At 46.4% G+C, this 20,495-nt stretch carries 19 protein-coding genes and 1 pseudogene; 13 read left to right on the top strand and 7 right to left on the bottom strand.

Features of this window, described 5'->3' with window-relative positions; genetic code table 11:
- Window positions 1–26: 26 nt before the first annotated feature.
- The 4 genes from ACH32G_RS03195 to fdhF all read right to left on the bottom strand — a co-directional run bounded on the left by ACH32G_RS03195 (window position 27) and on the right by fdhF (window position 6,129).
- Window positions 27–1,211: a macrolide family glycosyltransferase gene (locus ACH32G_RS03195; protein ID WP_448813988.1), complete on the bottom strand. Its 1,185-nt coding sequence runs from the start codon at window positions 1,209–1,211 to the stop codon at window positions 27–29.
- Window positions 1,208–2,428, bottom strand: a complete 1,221-nt coding sequence (locus ACH32G_RS03200) for a cytochrome P450 (RefSeq protein ID WP_045925385.1) — start codon at window positions 2,426–2,428, stop codon at window positions 1,208–1,210. Before ACH32G_RS03200 ends, ACH32G_RS03195 begins: the two co-directional genes overlap by 4 nt.
- A gap of 208 nt (window positions 2,429–2,636) precedes the next feature.
- Window positions 2,637–3,179, bottom strand: a complete 543-nt coding sequence (locus ACH32G_RS03205; RefSeq protein WP_016936482.1) for a DUF1641 domain-containing protein — start codon at window positions 3,177–3,179, stop codon at window positions 2,637–2,639.
- Complete coding sequence (gene fdhF / locus ACH32G_RS03210) at window positions 3,172–6,129, bottom strand: formate dehydrogenase subunit alpha (RefSeq protein ID WP_045925384.1); 2,958 nt, start codon at window positions 6,127–6,129, stop codon at window positions 3,172–3,174. The genes ACH32G_RS03205 and fdhF overlap by 8 nt, the downstream gene beginning before the upstream one ends.
- Window positions 6,130–6,253: 124 nt before the next feature.
- Between fdhF and ACH32G_RS03215 the strand changes: the two genes are divergently transcribed.
- From ACH32G_RS03215 to ACH32G_RS03225, 3 genes are all read left to right on the top strand, one after another.
- Window positions 6,254–6,823, top strand: coding sequence for a YjgB family protein (locus ACH32G_RS03215; RefSeq protein ID WP_045925383.1), 570 nt, complete (start codon window positions 6,254–6,256; stop codon window positions 6,821–6,823).
- A 97-nt stretch (window positions 6,824–6,920) separates the two neighbouring features.
- Window positions 6,921–7,322, top strand: coding sequence for a ribosomal maturation YjgA family protein (locus ACH32G_RS03220; RefSeq protein WP_045925382.1), 402 nt, complete (start codon window positions 6,921–6,923; stop codon window positions 7,320–7,322).
- Between the two features lie 43 nt (window positions 7,323–7,365).
- The gene (locus tag ACH32G_RS03225) at window positions 7,366–7,539 is read left to right on the top strand and encodes a YjfB family protein (RefSeq protein ID WP_064777866.1); all 174 of its coding nucleotides are present in this window, start codon (window positions 7,366–7,368) and stop codon (window positions 7,537–7,539) included.
- Window positions 7,540–8,119: 580 nt separating this feature from the next.
- Here the strand turns inward: ACH32G_RS03225 and ACH32G_RS03230 are convergent.
- Window positions 8,120–8,516: pseudogene (locus ACH32G_RS03230) on the bottom strand (MgtC/SapB family protein); the annotation flags it as partial.
- A 291-nt stretch (window positions 8,517–8,807) separates the two neighbouring features.
- Here ACH32G_RS03230 and ACH32G_RS03235 point away from each other — a divergent pair.
- Window positions 8,808–9,233, top strand: a complete 426-nt coding sequence (locus tag ACH32G_RS03235; RefSeq protein WP_045925380.1) for a MarR family winged helix-turn-helix transcriptional regulator — start codon at window positions 8,808–8,810, stop codon at window positions 9,231–9,233.
- Complete coding sequence (locus tag ACH32G_RS03240; protein ID WP_045925379.1) at window positions 9,217–9,561, top strand: DUF3147 family protein; 345 nt, start codon at window positions 9,217–9,219, stop codon at window positions 9,559–9,561. The genes ACH32G_RS03235 and ACH32G_RS03240 overlap by 17 nt, the downstream gene beginning before the upstream one ends.
- Before the next feature lie 185 nt (window positions 9,562–9,746).
- On the opposite strand, the gene ACH32G_RS03245 is transcribed toward ACH32G_RS03240, so the two are convergent.
- On the bottom strand, window positions 9,747–10,430 hold the full coding sequence (locus ACH32G_RS03245) for an HAD family hydrolase (protein ID WP_045925378.1): 684 nt from the start codon (window positions 10,428–10,430) through the stop codon (window positions 9,747–9,749).
- Between the two features lie 17 nt (window positions 10,431–10,447).
- Window positions 10,448–11,209 carry a DeoR/GlpR family DNA-binding transcription regulator gene (locus ACH32G_RS03250; protein ID WP_045925377.1) on the bottom strand — a complete coding sequence of 254 codons (762 nt, stop codon included), beginning with the start codon at window positions 11,207–11,209 and terminating at the stop codon, window positions 10,448–10,450.
- Window positions 11,210–11,461: 252 nt separating this feature from the next.
- Between ACH32G_RS03250 and lacG the strand changes: the two genes are divergently transcribed.
- The 8 genes from lacG (at window position 11,462) to ACH32G_RS03290 (ending at window position 20,489) form a co-directional block, all read left to right on the top strand.
- Window positions 11,462–12,862, top strand: a complete 1,401-nt coding sequence (gene lacG / locus ACH32G_RS03255) for a 6-phospho-beta-galactosidase (RefSeq protein ID WP_448813989.1) — start codon at window positions 11,462–11,464, stop codon at window positions 12,860–12,862.
- Window positions 12,863–12,925: 63 nt separating this feature from the next.
- Entirely contained in the window at window positions 12,926–13,240 is a 315-nt protein-coding gene (locus tag ACH32G_RS03260; protein WP_016936492.1) for a PTS lactose/cellobiose transporter subunit IIA, read from the top strand.
- A gap of 11 nt (window positions 13,241–13,251) precedes the next feature.
- Window positions 13,252–14,958 (top strand): PTS lactose transporter subunit IIBC, encoded by a 1,707-nt coding sequence (locus ACH32G_RS03265; RefSeq protein WP_045925375.1) that lies wholly within the window; start codon window positions 13,252–13,254, stop codon window positions 14,956–14,958.
- Window positions 14,959–14,973: 15 nt separating this feature from the next.
- Window positions 14,974–16,143: a galactokinase gene (locus tag ACH32G_RS03270; RefSeq protein WP_264819992.1), complete on the top strand. Its 1,170-nt coding sequence runs from the start codon at window positions 14,974–14,976 to the stop codon at window positions 16,141–16,143.
- A 3-nt stretch (window positions 16,144–16,146) separates the two neighbouring features.
- Entirely contained in the window at window positions 16,147–17,139 is a 993-nt protein-coding gene (gene galE / locus ACH32G_RS03275; RefSeq protein WP_045925373.1) for a UDP-glucose 4-epimerase GalE, read from the top strand.
- A 1-nt stretch (window position 17,140) separates the two neighbouring features.
- Window positions 17,141–18,640, top strand: coding sequence for a UDP-glucose--hexose-1-phosphate uridylyltransferase (galT, locus tag ACH32G_RS03280; protein WP_448814276.1), 1,500 nt, complete (start codon window positions 17,141–17,143; stop codon window positions 18,638–18,640).
- 51 nt (window positions 18,641–18,691) lie between these two features.
- Window positions 18,692–19,795 carry a glycoside hydrolase family 53 protein gene (locus ACH32G_RS03285; RefSeq protein WP_448813990.1) on the top strand — a complete coding sequence of 368 codons (1,104 nt, stop codon included), beginning with the start codon at window positions 18,692–18,694 and terminating at the stop codon, window positions 19,793–19,795.
- A 220-nt stretch (window positions 19,796–20,015) separates the two neighbouring features.
- Window positions 20,016–20,489, top strand: a complete 474-nt coding sequence (locus ACH32G_RS03290; protein ID WP_448813991.1) for a MarR family transcriptional regulator — start codon at window positions 20,016–20,018, stop codon at window positions 20,487–20,489.
- Window positions 20,490–20,495: the final 6 nt, after the last annotated feature.

A 20,495-nucleotide genomic window follows, 5' to 3' on the forward strand; every position in this document is an offset into this window, starting at 1 on the left:
CCGTCCGGCGCTGCCTGTTTTTTCAATCAATTTTCGACGGACGCCTCTTTCAGAAATTCTTCAATGGCACAAACAGCCTGTTTGGCGCCGCCGGTTTCTTCTATTTTCTGCTGCATGCTTTTCACACGGCTGAGGATGTTTTTATCACCGTAAACTTTCTGAACATCTTTTTGGAGACGCGCCGCAGTGACTTCCTTCGGCGGCAGATGCACGCCGAGCCCCAATTCATCCACGCGCTTTGCAGTGACCTCTTGTTCGTGCATTTGCGGAACGACAACGAGCGGAACACCCGCATTCATCGCCTCCATTGTACTGTTCATCCCGCCGTGAGATACGAACAGCTTTGCTTTCTCCAGTACATCAAGCTGCGGAACGTGCTGGCGGATAATAAAGTGATCGGGCACATCCGAAAAACTGTCCGGATCAATTGTTGTGCCGACTGACATAATAACCCGCCAGTCTGAGTCCCGAAACGCATCGATACACATTTGGTAAAATTCAGGCCAAGCGTTAAACGCAGTTCCCAGTGAGATGAGCATAAGCGGACGGTCATCAGCCGCATCAATTTCCAAACTTCCCGTATTTGTACGTTTCCCAAGGGACGGACCGGCAAAACAAAACCGTTCGTCAAAGGTTTCCTGTTTCGGCTGAAAAGCTCTTGGCATAAAGACGATATTCAGTTTTTCAGGCATGAAAAACTCTTCCATCGTCATCCGTTTCAGTTGTTCATTTTCAATTTTCTCCTGATATTCTTCTATCGCCTGTTTGGCGGCTTCCATCGTTTCTTCGTCTCTTCCTAATTGAAAATACTCATTCATTGCATAGCTTGGGCAGAACTTTACGGCCGGGATGCCGCCATTATCCGCAAACAACTTTCCGGCAAGCGCTAAAAAATCAAACAGGAGGATGTCGGGAAGGTCGTCTTTGTACAGCTCTTCCAGCTGCGGAAGCACTTCAACCGCTTCTTCCAGAAACATCACAAACGCGTCATTTTTATTTACCCGTTCTTTTATCGTCTTCGGATCCGCCTTAATGCTTGTGCGGTATAAAAGAGGAACGGCACCCGTTTTGGCAACGGAAGCCTCGAATTCCTCAGTCGTAGCGAATGTCACTCTGTGCCCGCGATTGACAAGCTCTTCGGCTACGGGCAGCGTGGGATTGACATGGCCATGAGCGCCCACATTAATAATGGCGATGTGTGTTTGTCTCATCTTTGTTTCTCTCCCTTATTTTCGTTTATCTCCGCTTCTAAAGACTCCAGCCCGTACATGACACTGTTTCGGATCGGCTCAATCCGGACGGGCTCCAGGTGTGGAAAGGACTTTACAATTCCTTTCAGCGCAACTTCCGCTTCAAGTCTGGCAAGCGGGGCTCCTAAGCAGAAGTGTATACCGAACCCGAAGGAGAGGTGCGGATTTGACTCGCGATGAATATCAAATACGTCAGCCTGCTCAAATTTGTTTTCATCACGGTTGGCAGATGCAATATAGCAAAGAACGATATCCCCGGTTTTCAGACGGCGGCCGCACAATTCAGTATCATGCCGGACCGTTCTTCTGACAAATGGAGCGGGAGCGCGAAAACGCAGTGTTTCCTCCACCGTTTGCGCGATGAGAGAAGGGTCCTGTCTCAGTTCTTTATAAAGGCCGGGCGTCTCTAATATACTGTAAACCGCATTTGAAATGAGATTAGTCGTTGTTTCATTTCCCGCTACTAAAAGCAAATTGCAAAACGGAATTAGGTCTTCTGCCGATAGCTTCTCCCCCTCTTCTTCCTCTTTGATCAAAATAGAAATAATGTCTTGGCCGGGCTGTTTTCGTTTGCGTTCTATTATTTCCGCAAAAAACGCCGCCAGCTCCGCCTCACATTGGTCACGCTCCTGCTGATTTTTCTCCGCCGCTTCAGGACTCGCATCTTTCGGCATGCTGACGAGAATGTCCGACCATTTTTTAAACTGCTCCATGTATTCGGACGGGACGCCTAATAATTCTGAAATCACCGTGACCGGCAAAGGATAGGAAAGATCTTTCACGATATCAATCCGCCCTTTGTTCTTTGCCTGTTTCAGCAGATTTTCTGTAATGTCTTCAATTCTCGGCTCCCATTCCTTCAGTACGCGCGGAGTGAAAGCGCGATTGACGGCCGATCTGATTTGGGTATGCTTCGGCGGGTCCATATTCAGCATGGACTTTGCAATCGAGCTTTTCACGTCTGGCATAAGGCTTGAGAAAGTCTCTTTATCACTGATGACCCTTTTGACATCATCATATAAAAACACACTCCATACCTTAGTTTCTTCATCAAATTGAATGGGGCTTTCCCGTCTCATTTTTTCGTACCAAGGAAAAGGATTGTATACGTCCAGACCGTTTTTTCCTTTCATCAGGGTTCTTTGGATGGCTTGTCTCGGGCTCCTCAGCTTACTCATGTTTTATCACTCCTGATTGTTTCATATTTGAACAGTTGACCTACTTTGAATTTTATCCTAGCACATATTTTCAATTTTTTTCTATTCATAACCTTAACTATTAACATAACACAACAAAAGTCATGAATCCCGAGGTGAAATTTTTCCCAAGAAAGCAGCATGAACGCACAAAAAACCCGAGCCGTATGAGAGGCTCGGGGGGTGATGTTCACTCATTCGTCTGCGGTTCCTGATGGTGCTTTTGGTCTTCAGGAGGCCGCGTATTTCTCTCCATATCGCTTGTATCAGCACCCATGCCTTTCAGGAAAGAAAACAGCAGCGTGACGGCCTTGTTGATTTCCGGGTCTTTTAAAGCGCGGACGATATCAAAATAACCCGTCTTTTTGCTGCTGTCTTTCTCCTCAACAGCCTTTGTGACGCCCGCGTTGATTTTGACGATAAACGGCTCAAGCTGTTTTACATCAAGCATGCCGAGGACGCCGGTTAACAGCAGGAGATTTTTCAGCATATTGGCCGTTTCCGGCGTATTCGCCTTCTTCACGAGGATGTCCATCACTTTGTCGCCCTGGCCGAAAAGTCCGCGCAGAAGCGCCAAAACGCCGCGCTCATTCATGTGCTGAAGAATGTGCAAAGACTCCAAAATCGCGTCTTTATTTTGCAGAAGAGCCGTCTCAATCTCTTCTAAATCCTTTCTTCGTTTGTCTTCTTCCGTGACGGTCTGTTTTCGGATGGTGCGGGTTGCTTTAGCCATTTTGCTGTTTCCCCCTTTTTACCGCGTCTCCCGGAAATACATAATCTTTTCGCGCCCATTTCCGCTCAACCTGGACACCGATCTGCGGCTGCGGGTTTCCGTAACGGAAATTGATTTTCGGAAGCGGATTAATGCCTTCTTTTTTCAAAATCTCCATCTTCGCTGAGGTTTCTTTATAGGCTGGTGTATCCGTATCCTTATCCGCATAGCTGCTTGTTAAAAGGTTAATGGCGGCATCTTTTGAATCGTTCATCGGCAGATAAACCTGTTTGCCTTTTACCCGGTCTGTAATGACGCATTTGACTTTCACATTTCCGTACGGTGATGTCAGGCGGACAAGCGTCCCGTCTTCAAGCCCTCTTTCTTCAGCGAGTTCGGGTGAGACCTCCAGAAACACACTCGGTGTTTTTTCGGAAATTCCTTTTGACCGGTAAGTCAGGTTTCCTTCGTGAAAATGCTCAAGCAGCCGCCCATTATTCACATGGAGATCATACTCTTCATCAAATTCTTTCGGCTCGGTCCACTGAACGGGATAAAGAACCGCTTTGCCGTCTGAAAACGGGAACTTCTCCGTAAATAAAAGCGGTGAATCGGTTCCGTCCGCTGCAACGGGCCATTGCAGTGAATTGTAGCCTTCGAGACGTTCGTAAGTGACGCCTGCGTAGAGCGGTGAAAGCATCGCCGCTTCTTCCATAATGTCTGCCGGATGTTCATAGCGCCAATCAGCGCCCAGCCGGTTGGCGATGTCCGTAATGATCTGCCAGTCAGGCTTTGAATCGCCCAGCGGTTCAAACACTTGGTAAAGGCGCTGCACCCTCCGTTCCGTATTCGTAAACGTGCCTTCTTTTTCAAGGCTCGGGCTTGCCGGGAGCACCACATCGGCGAACTCGGCCGTCCGCGAGAGAAAAATATCCTGCACAACAAAGAAATCAAGCTTTTCAAAGGCGGCATGAACATGGTTGATGTTGGAGTCGACAAGCCCCATTTCTTCTCCTTTTAAGTACATGGACTTCAGTTTTCCCGAGTGGATGCCTTCGATCATTTCATGATTTGTCATTCCGATTTCTTTCGGCAGGTCTGCTCCCCAGCCCTGTTCATACTTTTTGCGGGCTTTTTCATCCGTTACTTTTTCATAACCGGGGAAGCTGTCAGGCATGCTGCCGAAATCACTGGCACCTTGCACGTTATTATGGCCCCGAAGCGGATATGAGCCTGCCCCGGGCTTGCCGTAATTTCCGGTCACAAGCAGCAGGTTGGAAATGGCCGTGCTCGTATCACTTCCTCCGATATGCTGGGTAACCCCCATTGCCCACAGCGCACACACACTGCCGGCTTCATGAATCATCCGCGCTACTTTGATTAAGGTCTCCTTGTCCACACCGGTATGTTTTTCAGCATATTCCATCGTGTAAGGTTCAAGGCTTTTCACGAATTCATCTAATCCGTTCACTCTTCCATTCAGAAATGCAGTATCCGCCAAATCGTGATCAAGCAGATACTTCGATACGGCGTTCAGCCAGACAATATCCGATCCGGCACGCGGCTGGAAAAACACGTCGGAGCGCTCGGCCATTTCATGCTTTCGCAAGTCCGCCACGACGAGCTTCTGTCCGTGCAGCTTATGGGAACGTTTAATACGTGTAGACAGAACGGGGTGAGACTCAGACGTATTTGAGCCGATAATCAGTACGAGCTCAGCTTTTTCTATATCTGTAATCGATCCTGAATCGCCGCCGTAGCCGACCGTTCTGAACAAACCGGCCGTAGCTGGAGACTGACAGTAGCGTGAGCAGTTGTCGACATTATTTGTGCCGATCACGGCTCTGGCAAGCTTCTGCATCACGTATGATTCTTCATTCGTGCATTTGGAAGATGTGATAAAAGCAAGCGCGTCCGGGCCGAAATGTTCTTTTATATCGGTAAATTTATCGGCGATCAGCTGCAGCGCTTCATCCCATTCCGCCTCCCGAAACGAATCCCCTTCCCGTATAAGCGGTTTGGTAAGGCGCTTTTCACTATTGACGAAATCCCAGCCGAATTTCCCTTTTACACACGTCGAAATTCCGTTTGCGGGCGCCTCGGCCTGAGGTTCTACCTTTAAAATGTCTCTTCCTTTCGTCCATATATCAAAACTGCAGCCGACACCGCAGTATGTGCATACGGTTTTCGTCTTTTTGATTCTTTCATCACGCATGGCTGATTCCATATCCGATATGGTCAAAATCGATCCGTAGCCGGTTTCGACGCCTTTTGTGATGTCAATCATCGGCCGAAGCGTCTCTTCATTGATGCCTGTTAAATAGCCCGCTTCGCCTTCCATGCCTTTTTCCATCATGGCATTGCACGGACATACGGTTGAACAATGTCCGCAGGAAACACATGATGATTCATTAATCGGCACATCCTGATCCCAAATGACCCGCGGACGTTTGCGCTCCCAATCGATACTTAACGTCTCGGTTACCTGTACGTCCTGACAGGCTTCGACGCAGCGTCCGCATAAGATGCACTGATCGGGATCATACCGGTAAAACGGATTTGATTCATCTTTAGGATACGGTTTTTGATCGAACGGAATGCTTTGGTGATTGATTTTCATTTCCTTTACGGTATTATGTACTTCGCAGCTCCCATTGTTGTAATCACAAACCGTGCAGTATAATTCATGGTTGTGCAGAATGTTGTCCATGCCGATAATCTGCGCTTTTTTCACATCGGACGAAAGCGTATCAATGACATCTCCGTCCTTTATTTGCGCGGAACACGAACGGACGAGTTCCCCGTTAACACTGACGATACAAGTATCGCACGTTTCAATCGGACCGAGACTCGGATGATAGCACACGTGCGGCACGTCAATTGAACTATTGTTCAAAAGCTGCAAAACGGTTTGTCCGTCTGCGGCTTCCATTTCAACGCCATTGATTGTAACCTTCTTTGTATCAGCCATTTTCTTTTCCCCTTTCTGTTCCCCTCTATACATCCTTTATGATTCCCAGCCCACCTTTCACTAAAACATCCCGTTTAACTGAGGAAACATACGGGTATGAGCGGTAAAAAGGAGGCATTCACATATGCTGAAGAAAAAAACACTCATCACGGGATTGTCGGCCGTGATGCTCACAGGCGGCGCACTCAGCGCAGAAGCAGTTTCGGATACACAGTCCGTTCATGCCGAAGCTGCTTCAAAAACGGAAAATCAACGTGCACAAGAACTGGTGAACAGCCTTTATCAATCGGCGTTTCAAGGAGAAATGCCGCAACAAGTGAAAGGCCTGAAAATCAACCAAAGCACGAGACAGGATGTTTACGATAAAATCGGCGAGCCGGAACAGGAAGCGGACAGCCGCAATCCATTTGATTTATACAGCTGGAACATGGGAAACCCCGGTTATGGATTTTCCTATCATAAAAACGGCAAAATCTCAGAAATCCGCTATTTCGGGACAGGGGTGGAACGGCGTTTAAACCTCGGCAGCGTCACACCTGACGTTTTAAGCAAACAAATCGGCAGCGCTGACAAAATCCTGACAGTGCCGAAAACGGGCGAAACAGATTACGTCTATCATACGGGACAGTATGAGCTCCGCTTCGTCATCGGCAGTGATCAAAAAGCAGACCATGTCAACCTAAAAGAAAGATAATCCGAAAAAGCGGCCTCCCGGGCCGTTTTTTTCATAGACAGCTTCTCCGTCATTCCTTACAATACATGGGAATACAAAAAAAGGGGAACAGTGTGAAGTGAATAGACATCGATTGACATACGGGGCATTGACCGTTTTTATCATCGCTCTCGGTTTACTATCCAGAACCAACTGCATTACCAACCTATTGCCCGGCATGATAAACGCTTATTTAGGAGATGCCCTGTGGGCGGCAATGATTTTTACCGGATTCGGTTTTTTATTTCGAAACATCCGGACGGAAACAGCCGCTATCCTGAGCCTCTCGTTTTGCTGTCTGATTGAATGCAGCCAGCTGTATCATGCGCCGTGGATTGACGAGATCAGAAGCAGCACGCTCGGCGGGCTGATCCTCGGCTGGCAATTTGTCTGGAGCGACATTTTCGCCTATACCCTCGGAGTATGCGCGGCCGCACTTTTAGAATGGGCCGTCAAAAGAAAACGCCGGCTCTCTTCATAATCGGAGCACGCCGCCGATATGAAGGGATAAGGAGGTGGAAGCTATGGATATCCCTGCGTTATCAATCGCTATGCACCAGGCATCTCTGGCGCAGAATGTAAATATCGCGTTAACAAAAACGGTCATGCAGAATGCCCAGACCGCTGCGGAAGAAACCGTAAAAATGCTGCCGGCCCAGCACCCGACTGCCGGCCATTCCATTGATGTAAAAGTGTAAAAAAAGATGCCGGATGATAACCGGCATCTTTTTTTCTGCCCGGATTACGCACACCATACCGGGCATACAGGAATATGGTAAACGGAATAACTCTTTCAAAGGAGGTTTTCCTCTTGTACGATCCTTTTGATCATGAATACACAGCCGAGAGCCACGAGCGGGTGCCGTATCATTATCCCCGGCCGCCTTATTATTTCCCCAGACCATATCCATACTATCCGCGGCCGCCTTATTATTTCCCAAGACCGTATCCATACTATCCGCGGCCGTATATCCCGTTCTATCCTTGGTATTAATGTTTGAAAAGAAATGACCGCAGAAAGGGGAGCTTCCCCTTTTTGCTATTCAACTTTGACGGACAGGATATACGGGAGGGATTGAACTTTCTCCATCACCGAGGCTTTTCCGCTTTTGCTTTTCACCCTTCCCTTCACTTCAAGCACCGCCTTATTCAATTCATAGGACGTGATGAGAATTCCCTTTGCTTCAAGCGAAGTTAAAATTTCATGCATAACGGCTTTCTCCTCAATCTGGAAACTGACAGACAGAGAATGCGCCGCCGGTTTAAACAGAAAATTTAAAAGTTCAAGCCCGATTAACGCCAATATCGTGCCGCTGATACCGATGACATACATACCCGCCCCGATCGTCAGACCGATCCCGGACGTAGCCCAAATCCCCGCGGCTGTCGTAAGCCCCCGCACGACATGCCGCTGCAAAATAATCGTGCCGGCCCCTAAAAATCCGACACCGCTGACAACCTGCGCCGCCACCCGGCTCGGGTCAAAGGACGTATGGCTGTTGGATAACAAATCAAAAAATCCATATTTGGAAACAATCATCATCAAGGCGCTGCCGACGGCCACTAGAAAATGCGTTCTCAAACCGGCCTCCTTCGCCCTGAATTCTCTCTCCAATCCAATCAAGGCCCCAAGCAGCCCCGCAACCGCCAGACGAATCACAAAATCAAGTTCCATCCGTCTCTCTCCTTTCCTTATCTTCTTACCCGCTTTTTATTCCGTGTATCTTTTTCAATCAGCACATGGTATTTTAATATATTCTTTGGTTCTCCAACTTATTGTCAGTGCCTTTTTATTATGCTAAAAAGCTTCTTTCTCTATTTTGGCTTTGAAGTCAGCGGCTGCTTTCGCTTCCATCTTCCAAAACAAAACGCAGTTCCATCACTCATGTTTAAAAACTTCTTTCAATCCGTTAATTTATATCGTATTATAAGATATAATCTTAATAAACGATAAGGGTTGATGACGATGGCAAACGAAATATTGGAATTAAACGGCCTCTGGACAGATATTTACTATCGGCTCCGTTATCAGCATCATGAAAAAATCACTCACCAAGGTGTGCGAATTCTGCAAGTCATTCAAAAAGAGCAGGCAGTCGGAATAAAAGACATTGCCGAAGCGATTCAAGTCTCACATAATACCGCTTCCGAACATATAAAACGTTTACTTAAGAAAAAGTACGTTTATAAAATCAGAAGTGTTGAGGATGAGCGGAAGGTTATTTTAAAACTTACCAATTTGGGGGCGGATGTCCTTTACCGTCATTCCGGCCTCGATGAAGAAAAGCTTAAACAGCTTCTTTTTGACAACATGAATAATGAAGAAAGAACACTTGTCTTAAAAGCATTCAGTTTGATGAAGGAGCGGGCTGAAGATGTTTACGATCGTTAAAATTATTGTCTCTGCTGCTATTATTGGGATTATCACTGAAATATCAAGAAGAAGCCCGAGTTATGGAGGTATAATAGCGGCTTTGCCAATTGTCAGTATGCTGAGCATGGTTTGGCTGTACATCCAAGGAGAAACGAAGGAGACATTAAGTCATTTTGCCTTCAGTGTGGCTTCCGGCATCCCTTCCACAGTCATTATGCTGGTCATTATCGGCATCGCCCTTCGCCATTCACTGCCTTTCATTGCCGCATCAGGGCTTGGACTAACAGGATGGCTGCTATTCTTATATGCTCAGGATGTTATCGTAAAACATATCAGCAGTCAGTAATAAGACTTGAATACATGCGAGCGCTTAATTGAACATGTGCGAAAAAAAGAAGAAAGGCCCCTGTCCGAAACTGATTCTGCACAGTCTCATCAGAAAAAGACACCGCCCGAACACAAAAACATCTTGTGTTACGAACGGTGTCCGCATCTGTAAGGCCATACCAACATGAAGAACCGGCTGATCTCTCAAACAGAATGTCCGGCAATCACCTCAAAAAACGAGGTGAAATCTGTCAGTATCCCGTCATCCGCCAGATGTTTTTCTTCAAATAACGCGCGGTTTTTTCCGAACGGGTCAATGGCCACAATCTTGCCCGCACCTGCTTTTTTCGCCGCTGTGAGCCCGGAAAAGGCATCTTCAATGACTAGGCACTCTTCAGGGTTAAGGCCTAATTTTTCCGATGCGATGATAAAAATATCCGGCGCCGGCTTTCCGGGGAAGCTTCCGTCATCAAACGTGACTTTGTCAAAATCAAACCACTTCCCCAAATGAAAGACATCAAAGTAAAACTCGACATTTTCCTTTACCGTAGCCGTGGCGATGGTCATCGGCATTCCGGACTTTTTCAGATGGTTTAAGACGCCGGTCAGCCCCTTCGTCAGCTTTAACTCAGCTTTGTTTTCAAGGCATAATTCTCTGTAGTAGGCTTCTTTTTCAAAAGACATCTTCTTGATGTCTTCATTTGTTAAATCGTTGGAAATAAAATGCGTCAGGATTTCACTGTTTGTTCTTCCGTGAATGTTAACGAAAATATCTTCATCAGAAATCGCTTTCGGAGCGTATTTTTTCACCATGTAAAACCACGCTTTTTCGTGGAGATGTGAATCTTGAAACATCGTGCCGTTGAAATCAAAAATAACCCCTTTCATCGAACCGCCTCCCCTTTTTATTTTTTTGCGATTTTGACATCCACATATTGCTCATAATGAATCTGAACATCTTTCATCACTTTATCATCCGTAATCAGATAATCCATATCGTGTAAGTTGTAGAACACGTAAAAATCTTCCCGGTTGAATTTTTTATTGTCCGCCAGCAAAAATTTCGTCCGCGAATTGTTCAGCGCGATTTGATGGGCCTCTCCTTCTTCAATGCTGTAAGAAGAAATTTCATCATTATGTATGCCGTTTGCGCTGATGAAGGCTTTCGTAAAATTGAATTTCTGCAGGTTGCCGTTCACAATAGGCCCGACGAATGCTCCGGTGTTTTTTCGGAAGTCGCCGCCAATCAGAATGGTATCCGCAGTGTCGCCATGCTTTAAAATATCAAACACGGGGTAGTTATTGGTGATAATCCGAATTCTCTTATGCAGCAGGTGTTTCGCTAAAAGTTCAATTGTCGTGCCCGGTCCTAAAAAAACGGTATCGCCGTCATTTACATATGAAGCCGCGAGTTCCGCGATTTTCCCCTTCTCCTCCATTTGAACATCCAGTTTTTCATTATGCGATAATTCGTGGTCAATGGAATAAGAAATGCTCTGTGCGCCTCCATGAATACGCACGATTTTTCCGGCCTTATCCAGCTCATCCAGATCTCTTCTCACCGTCATATCAGAAACTTCCAATTCATCGATAATATCACTCACCGTAATAAACCCCCGCGAGTTTACGATATCGATGATTTTTAAAAGACGCTCTTTTTTTAACATTTTCAATCATCCCCTCAACTTTACACACAATCTAACATACCGCGGCACTCCGGTCAACAAAAACAAACATTAACAAACAATATTATCAACATATAAAACATTGAAAAACTTGTTTCACCCTTGTAAACACAGTTATTATTTCCTTATGAAGCTATTGACAACAAAAATGTATGCGTTTACTATTAAACAAAAGATAACATTTACAAACATTAACAAACTTCAATTCACACATTGGCGAAGGAGGATTCAGTAATGCTCAAATTACCTCATGACTTTATTTTCGGCGGGGCGACTGCGGCATACCAAGCGGAAGGCGCCACAAAAGAAGGCGGCAAAGGGCCTGTAGCCTGGGATGAATTTCTTGAAAAACAGGGAAGATTCAGCCCTGATCCGGCAAGTGATTTTTACCGGCAGTTTCCGGAAGATATCAAACTATGTGAGAAATTCGGAATAAACGGCATCCGCCTTTCTATAGCATGGACGAGAATTTTCCCTGACGGCACAGCCGAAATCAATCAGGAAGGCGTTGATTACTATCATCGTATTTTCTCAGAGTGCCAAAAACGCAGCGTCACCCCTTTTGTCACGCTTCATCATTTCGATACGCCGAAAGGATTATTTGATCAGGGAGATTTTCTCAACCGCGCCGCAATAGATGCGTTCGTCAGGTATGCGGAGTTTTGCTTTAAAGAATTCAGCGAAATCCGATATTGGAGCACGTTTAACGAAATCTATCCTACAGCCACCAACCAGTATTTACTCGGCGTTTTCCCGCCATCTGTTAAAAGTGATATCACAAAAGTCATTCAATGTCTCCATCACATGATGGTGGCGCATGCGATGACCGTCAACCTCTTTAAAGAAGGCGGCTATCCGGGAGAAATCGGTGTCGTCCACTCACTGGAAACAAAATACCCCGCCAGTGACTCGGAAGAAGACCGCCATGCCTGCTTTCTCGATGACGCGTTATCAGTGAGATTCCTCCTGGATGCCACCTACCTCGGCTATTATTCTGAGGAAACGATGCGTGCTCTGGATGAAATCTGTGAGGCGAACGGCGCTTCATACGAGTTTTCAGACAGCGATTTTGACGTGATGAAAAAAGCGTCAACACGCAATGATTATCTCGGCATCAATCATTACCAATGCCATTTCGTCAAAGCGTACGACGGAGAGACCGTTATTCACCATAACGGAACGGGCGATAAGGGCACTTCGGTCTATAAAGTAAAAGGGATCGGCGAAAGAATTTACAAAGAAGGCCTGAAACGGACCGATTGGGACTGGCTCATTTATCCTGAAGGCATGTATGACATGCTGATGCGCATCAAACGGGACTATCCGCAATATAACAAAATTTACATTACCGAAAACGGCATGGGCTATAAAGATGAGTTTGAAGACGGCATCATTATGGATAAGGCAAGAATCGACTATTTAAAAGTCTATTTAGAAGCCGTCAGCAAAGCGATTAGCGACGGGGTCAACGTAAAGGGATATTTCTTATGGTCCTTAATGGATTTATTTTCATGGACCAACGGCTACAACAAACGTTACGGTCTTTTTTACGTCGACTTCGACACCCAAAAACGGTATCCGAAAGAATCGGCCTACTGGTACAAACTTGTAAGTGAAACAAAAACAATCATTTAACGATCATACATGGTGAAAAGAATCTCTTTTCATCATGTGTGCCGTCTTTAGGAGGGTTTTTTCATGACAAAGGAAGAATTGCAGATGCTCGGTTTTGAAATCGTCGCCTATGCTGGCGACGCCAGAAGCACTTTATTGAAAGTCCTGAAAGAAGTCCGTGCCGGAAACTTCGAAAACACGGAAGCAGCATTAAAAAGCGCAGATGAAAATCTAACCCTCGCCCACAATGTGCAAACGAAAATGTTAGCTGAAGAAGCTGACGGCAAGGACATGGAATTAGGGTTTATTTTCGTTCACGGCCAGGACCATTTAATGACAACCCTTCTGCTCCGTGATCTTATTCAGGATTTTATAGAACTCTACCGAAGCCGCCGATAAGGAGTGGAAAAATGAACGGTATCATCAAGCAAATCGAAAAGGGAAAACCGTTTTTTGAAAAAATCTCAAGAAACATTTATTTAGGCGCGATCCGCGACGGCTTCTTAACGGCCATGCCTGTTATTTTATTCGCCAGCATTTTCATCCTCACCGCGGCTGTGCCGGAAGTGTTGGGTTTCACTTGGCCTAAAAGTGTTTCTGAATGGCTTTGGAAAGTTTATAACTATTCAATGGGCGCCCTCGGCCTGATTGTTGCGGCAACAACTGCGAAATGCCTGAGTGAATCAATGAACCGGAAAATGCCGAAAAACAAAGGGATCAATCCCGTTTCAGCGATGCTTGCTTCAGTCGTCGGGTTTCTCATTTTAAGCGTCACTCAAATCGACGGCGGATTCTCGACGGAATATCTCGGAACAAAAGGCCTTTTAGCCGCTTTTGTATCCGCTTTCATAACAGTGAACGTATACAGATTCTGCGCTCTGAAAAATATTACGATTAAAATGCCGAAAGAAGTTCCGGGAACCATTTCACAAACATTTAAAGATGTTTTCCCGTTCGCCTTTTCCGTTTTGGCCATGGTGATCATTGATTTATTGATCAGGAATACGCTGAACGTATCGTTCGCGGAGGCTCTCTCCTCTCTCTTATCGCCGTTTTTTACCGCTGCAGACGGTTATCTTGGGATTTCTGTCATTTGGGGAATGATGGCGCTGTTCTGGTTTGTCGGCGTTCACGGGCCTTCTATTGTGGAGCCTGCCATCGCGGCTATTATTTACGCAAATGTGGAGGCGAACCTGCAGCTTCATAATGCCGGTGAGCAGGCGTCCAACGTGCTGACCGTCGGACTCGGAAATTTCGTCGGCACAATGGGAGGAACCGGCGCAACCCTTGTTGTTCCGTTTATCTTTCTTCTTTTCGCGAAATCCAAGCAATTGAAAGCAGTCGGAAAAGCATCCGCGGTTCCGGTGTCTTTCGCAGTAAACGAACCTCTTCTCTTTGCTGCGCCGATCATTTTAAATCCTTATTTTTTCATTCCGTTTGTTGTAACGCCGATGGTGAATGTCTGTCTGTTTAAATTTTTCGTGGATGTCATCGGAATGAACAGTTTTATGTATGTTCTTCCGTGGGCTGCCCCGGCTCCCGTCGGCCTGATTCTGGGGACCGGGATGGGGCTTTCGGCTTTTGTTCTCACAGCTGTGTTAATCATTGTCGATTTCCTGATATACCTGCCATTCTGTAAAGCTTACGACAATGTATTAGCGGCGAAAGAAGCTCAACACACCGAATCTGAAACCGCGCCGCAAACATCCCGGGAGATACAGCCCGCAATGGCCGGCGCCTCAGAAGACGCGGCCTCGGTCATCAGCACAAATCTTCAGGAATCCTCATCCGCCTTGGAACACGGCACCAATGTGTTAGTGCTGTGCGCCGGAGCGGGAACGAGCGCCATGCTTGCGAACGCACTGACAGAGGGCGCCGAGGAATATAACGTGCCGATCACCGCCTCAGCAGGCGCCTACGGATCCCATTACGACATCATGAAAGACTTCGATATGATCATTTTGGCTCCGCAAGTCGGCTCTTATTACGATGACATTAAAGAAGATGCAGACCGCCTGCATGTGAAACTCATCGCAACGAAAGGAGCGGAATATATCAGCCTCACCAGGAATTCGCACAAAGCCATTCAGTTCATACTGGAGCATACCTCAAAATAGAATCGGAGGGTTATCATGGATGACAAACGTTTGAAATCAAGATTTAAAGACGTTTTCCAGAGAAGTAACGGGGAACTGTTTTTCGCACCCGGCCGGATCAACCTGATCGGGGAACATACGGATTATATAGGCGGCCACGTTCTTCCCTGCGCGATTACAATCGGAACATATGCCGTCTGCGCAAAGCGCGGAGATCACCAAATCCGGTTATTCTCAGAAAACTTTCCGGACAGCGGCATTGCCTGCCTGGATCTCCACGATACAGCATACAAAAAAGAAGACGGCTGGACCAATTACCCAAAGGGAATGATCCGTTACCTTCTCGAAGCCGGCGGCCAAATAGACAGCGGAATGGATATTCTTTTTCACGGTACGATTCCAAACGGCGCCGGATTAAGTTCCTCCGCTTCTATTGAAATGTTAACCGGTGCCATTTTAAGAGAGTTATTCAGTCTGAATGTTTCCGATACTGAACTGGCGCTTATCGGAAAAAGAGTCGAAAATGAATTTATCGGCGTGAATTCAGGCATTATGGATCAATTCGCAGTGCAAAAAGGCAAAAAGAACATGGCCATTCTTTTAAACTGCGATAAGCTTGAGCACGAAATGATTCCGGCTGCTTTTAACGGATATAAAATCGTCATTATGAATACGAACAAGCGCCGGGAACTGGCAGCTTCAAAATATAATGAACGCCGCAGTGAATGTGATGAGGCTCTCTCGGAACTGCGGCAATATCGGAATATCGCATCACTTGCGGAATTAACGGCAGAAGAATTCAACAAACTCGAACACCTTCTCTCCCGTGAAACATTGCGCAAAAGAGCCCGTCACGGAATCAATGAAAACGAGCGGACCCTCTCAGCCGCGGAAGCTCTCAAATTGAATGATTTGAAAACGTTCGGGGAGCTGATGAACGCGTCCCACCGTTCGTTACGCGATGATTATGAAGTGACCGGTGCCGAATTAGACGCGCTCGCTGAAGCAGCCTGGAAGGAAGGAGCGCTCGGGGCGCGGATGACGGGCGCGGGGTTCGGCGGCTGCGCCATAGCCATTGTGGAAAGCGGAGAAACCGCCGGCTTTATCCGGGCTGTTTCATCTCACTACCGCAGCAGGACAGGTCTTGAAGCTTCTTTCTACATCGCGGATATAAGCGATGGCGCGGCTGAATGGAGGGAAAAATAAATCATGGCGATTCTCGTTCTCGGCGGAGCCGGCTATATCGGTTCTCATGCGGTTGATCAATTAGTAAACAAAGGATTTAAAACGATAGCTGTGGATAATCTCCAGACAGGCCACCGGAAAGCCGTTCATGAAAAAGCCGTTTTTTACCATGGAGATATCCGCGACAAACCGTTTCTTCGCTCTGTTTTTGCGAAGGAGAACATAACAGGCGTTCTCCATTTTGCCGCTCAATCTCTTGTCGGCGAATCAATGAAAGACCCGCTTTCATACTTCAATCATAATGTGTACGGCACACAAATTACACTGGAGGTCATGCAGGAATTCGGGGTGAAACACATTGTATTTTCTTCATCCGCCGCTGTATACGGCGAACCTGAAAAAGTGCCCATCACAGAAGACATGCCGGAAAAGCCGGAAAGCGCATACGGCGAATCAAAACTCATGGCAGAAAAAATGCTGAAGTGGTGCGATGCCGCCTGGGGCATAAAATATGTCTCCCTTCGGTATTTTAACGTGGCCGGCGCGAAAACGGACGGTTCCATCGGAGAAGATCATCATCCGGAAACCCACCTTATCCCTATCCTTTTACAAACGGCGCTCGGTCAGCGCGAGGAGGTTTTGATATTCGGCACTGACTATGATACTAAAGACGGCACGTGCATCCGCGATTATGTTCATGTTTCTGATTTAATCGATGCCCATATTCTCGCTCTGGAATATTTGCAGAACGGCGGAGACAGCGGCATTTTCAATTTAGGCTCAAGCAGCGGATTTTCCGTATTAGAAATGGTCAAGGCAGCCCGGCAAGCAACCGGGAGAGGCATAAAAGCAAGAGCGGCCGAAAGAAGACCCGGTGATCCGGGCACGCTCATCGCATCAAGCGATAAAGCGCGGAACATTCTCGGCTGGAATCCGAAACAAACGGACATAACGGAAATCGTTGCATCAGCATGGAATTGGCATCTGCGTCATCCAAACGGATACAAAGACAAATGAAATGGAGGCGGCGGTCATTGAAGTTTTTGAATCAGTGGCAGGGTTTCTGAAAGAGAGCACTGTCTTAGGCGACATAAATGAAACAGATGTAATTTATACAAGAAACAGGCTTCTTGATCTGCTCGGACTGACGGATTATGCAGAACCGAAGCATATCAAGAAACAAAACAGGCTTCACTATTTGGACGAAATGGTGAAAGACGCGGTAAAACGGTCAATGATCAACGACACGCCGGCTGAAAAAGACATGCTGGAAAGCAGGATCATGGATGTAATCACACCGGCCCCTTCTCTGATCAATGCCACATTCAGCGAATTGTTATCAGATGGCCCGAAAAAAGCAACAGATTATTTTTACCGTCTGAGCCAAAACAACGACTATATGAAGACGCGGGCCATCCGAAAAAATATCGTGTACCGCTCACCAACACCTTTTGGCGAGTTGGAGATCACGATTAATTTATCAAAGCCGGAAAAAGACCCTAAAGACATCGCCTTGGTTAAAAACAGCCCGGAAAACCGTTATCCGAAATGTCTGCTCTGTATGGAAAACGAGGGATATGCCGGAACTTTACATCACCCTGCCCGTTCAAACCACCGCATCATCCGGCTTGACTTAGCGGGAGAACAGTGGGGTTTTCAATATTCACCTTATGCGTATTACAGCGAGCACGCCATTTTCCTTTCAAGCACGCACAAGCCGATGAACATCAGCTGCGGCAGCTTCAGAAGACTTCTGGCCATTACGGAAATCTTCCCGCATTATTTCGCGGGATCAAACGCAGACTTACCGATCGTAGGGGGATCCATTCTTTCACACGATCATTATCAAGGCGGCGCTCATGAGTTTCCGATGGCAAAAGCGGACTCCCTTTATCCTTTTCGTATGCATCATTTTCCAGACGTTCAGGCTTTTGTCGTGAAGTGGCCGGTATCAGTGATCCGCCTGCGGGCAAAAGATCCGGATTTGCTGACTGAGGCGGCTGCATATGTTTTTGAAAAGTGGCGGGAATATACAGACGAAACTGTCGGCGTCATCGCAAAGACGAATGAATTCCATAATACCGTCACTCCAATTGCCAGACGCAGGGGAACGGATTTTGAAATCGATCTCGCCCTCAGAAACAACCGCATCTCCGAAGATTATCCGGATGGCATTTTTCACCCGCATCAAGACGTTCATCACATCAAAAAAGAAAATATCGGTCTGATTGAAGTGATGGGGCTCGCCGTTTTACCTCCCCGCCTGAAAGATGAGCTGGCAGAAGTGAAAAAGTATTTACTGAATGAACCTCATGACATCAAAGACATTCATCTTCCGTGGGCTGAAAACATCAAAGCGGATAAAGACGTGACACCAGAAAATGCAGCCGCTGTTTTACAAAGAGAAACCGCGAATGTATTTTTACGCGCGCTGACCGATGCAGGCGTTTTTAAAATGACAGCCGAAGGCATTCAGGCGTTTCAGCGTTTCACGACGTTATTGGAGAATGGCAGCTGAAACATTCAGAGTGAACTCAATCAACAATCTTTTTTATCAGGAGGTATTGTGATGTTCAAAAAACGTGTATTTGTAAACGTCATCTGTCTTTCCCTCATTTTCACCGCTTTTACATTCATTGAGAAGTCTCCTAAAGCAAAAGCGGATGCCCCGTTTGCCTATGGCGCTGATATAGGTTGGCTGAAACAAATGGAGGATGAAGGTGTGCGCTGGCTGGATGACGGCGGGAAACAGAAAGATGCCTTGCAGATCCTTAAAGATCACGGAATAAATGCCGTGAGACTGAGAGTGTTTGTGAATCCGCCAAGCAGCTATTATTGGCTGAAAGACGGCACAACATGGACCATGCTCGGCTATAGTGACAAAGCGGGCGTACTTGCAGCGGCCAAAAGGGCAAAAGCGTTAGGAATGAAGGTCATGGTTGACTTCCATTACAGTGATGTGTTCGCCGATCCCGGCCATCAGATCAAGCCGAACCAATGGACCGGCTATTCAAACAGCCAGCTGCAGGGAGCGGTGTATAACCATACGTACGACGTCATGAAAGAACTTAAAAATAACGGCATCTCCCCTGATTGGGTGCAAGTAGGAAATGAAATGAATTCAGGAATTTTACTGCCCGACGGCAGCACGAACGATTTCAGCAAATTGACCGCCTTATTGAACAAAGGCTATGATGCCGTGAAATCCGTCAGCCCGGCCACCAAGGTAATCAGCCATTTGGCACACGGCACGGACAACAGCCTATTCAGATGGTGGTTTGATCAATTCTTTAAAAATGGCGGCAAAACCGACATCATCGGCGTTTCGTTCTACCCCTATTGGGAGGGTAAGCCGTACTGGGAGCTCACCGGCCAATTATCCTCTAATTTAAATGACATCGCCTCCCGCTACAACAAGGAAGTCATGGTGGTTGAACTGGGCGGAGATGAAAATAATCCTAAAGATTCCTACTGGACCATAAAAGACACCATAAAACTGGTGAAAGCGGTTCCGAACAGTAAAGGAACCGGCGTATTTTACTGGGAGCCCGAGGCTCACTCCAGCGTTCTGTCAGACGCATATCCATTAGGCGCAACCGCAAAAGTGTCTAAAAACGTCTTGAAATACACCACCGCAATCGACGCTTTTTATGACGCCGCAACAGGAAAATGATTGATGCGATTCTCAAGCAGGCTATTGCGCAGCCTGCTTTTTTATAAGGCTGTAGAGTTGGCCTGTTATGAAAAAGAGCAAGTAACGAATACGGAAAGAAAAATACCCGAAAAACCACGTTTCGGTTAACTCTCAGTTCCTAAAACAGCTTTACGATTGTTGAAAAAGAAACAAAAATTTTATACTATTGTGTAAGCACCACCGAGCAGGAGGACGGGCCATGGACAAAAAAGAACAGCTCCTCACGAATTTCAGGGACTTTTTTAACAAGATGGTGTGGCTGAATAGGCTGAAGATGGAAGAAAGCCTTAAGGGGCATAAACCTTCTGAAGTGCATTGCATCGAAAAAATCGAAAAAATTGAAGACGCCAATGTGACTAAACTTGCGGAGTCCCTTTATATGACAAGAGGCGCCATAAGTAAATTAACGAAGAAGCTTATCAATAAAGGCCTTATCGAAAGCTATCAGAAGCCGCTTAACAAGAAAGAAATCTATTTCAGGCTTACCGAGCAAGGAAAAGTCATTTATAGAATTCACGAGGAATTGCACAAAGAGTTTCAAGAACGGGACGAAATCGTGTTTGAACAAGTAACTGATGAACAATTTGACACGATGCTGAACTTCGTGGAAACATACAGCAGGCATCTGGATTCAGAAATAAAGAAACTTGGTGCAGACATAAAATCGGAATAAATATGA

Source organism: Bacillus sp. CIS52, from assembly GCF_053545315.1.